A 666-nucleotide genomic window follows, 5' to 3' on the forward strand; every position below is an offset into this window, starting at 1 on the left:
TGCTGCAAGGTGCCACCTACCTGATGCTGCGCACTGAAGAGAAAATGGCGGAACGTGCCCGCACTGCGGCCATGCTGTTTGGCGTGCTGACTATCGTGCTGTTTGTGCTGGGCGGCCTGTGGGTCGGTCATCTGGATGGTTACGTGATTACCGCTGGTGGTGAAGCCGCCGCGCAGTCCAACCCGCTGGCCAAAACCGTGGTGCGTGCCGCCGGCGCCTGGCTGGGCAACTACCAGCGCTATCCGCTGACCATGGTGCTGCCGCTGCTGGGTATTGTCAGTGCTGCGGCTGCCGTGTCGCTGGCCGCGGTGCGCAAGGCTGGGCTGGCCTTTATCGCCTCCAGCCTGGTGCAGGCCGGGGTGATTGGTACGGCTGGTGCCAGCCTGTTTCCCTTCCTGCTGCCGTCCAGCTCGGACCCGCGTTCCAGCCTGACGGCCTGGGATGCCACCTCCAGCCAGATGACGCTGGACACCATGTTCTGGGCCGCGCTGATCTTTACCCCCATCGTGCTGAGCTACACCGCCTGGTGCTACCGCGTGATGCGCGGCAAGGTAACCGAGCAGCACATCCGTGCCAACAGCAAGAGTGTTTACTGAAGCGAAAGGACAAAATCATGTGGTATTTCGCCTGGATGTTGGGGCTGCCCTTGGCCGTGGCCATGGGGGT

General features: G+C 63.2%; 1 protein-coding gene. It reads left to right on the top strand.

Going from position 1 to position 666, the window contains the following annotated elements; all coding sequences use genetic code 11:
- The coding region (gene cydB / locus JHD64_RS21115; RefSeq protein WP_199055573.1) for a cytochrome d ubiquinol oxidase subunit II at positions 1-596 on the top strand (596 nt) is incomplete at its 5' end.
- Positions 597-666: the final 70 nt, after the last annotated feature.

The sequence above is a fragment of the Aquitalea sp. ASV15 genome (assembly GCF_016429115.1).
In the GTDB taxonomy this organism is placed as follows: domain Bacteria; phylum Pseudomonadota; class Gammaproteobacteria; order Burkholderiales; family Chromobacteriaceae; genus Aquitalea; species Aquitalea magnusonii.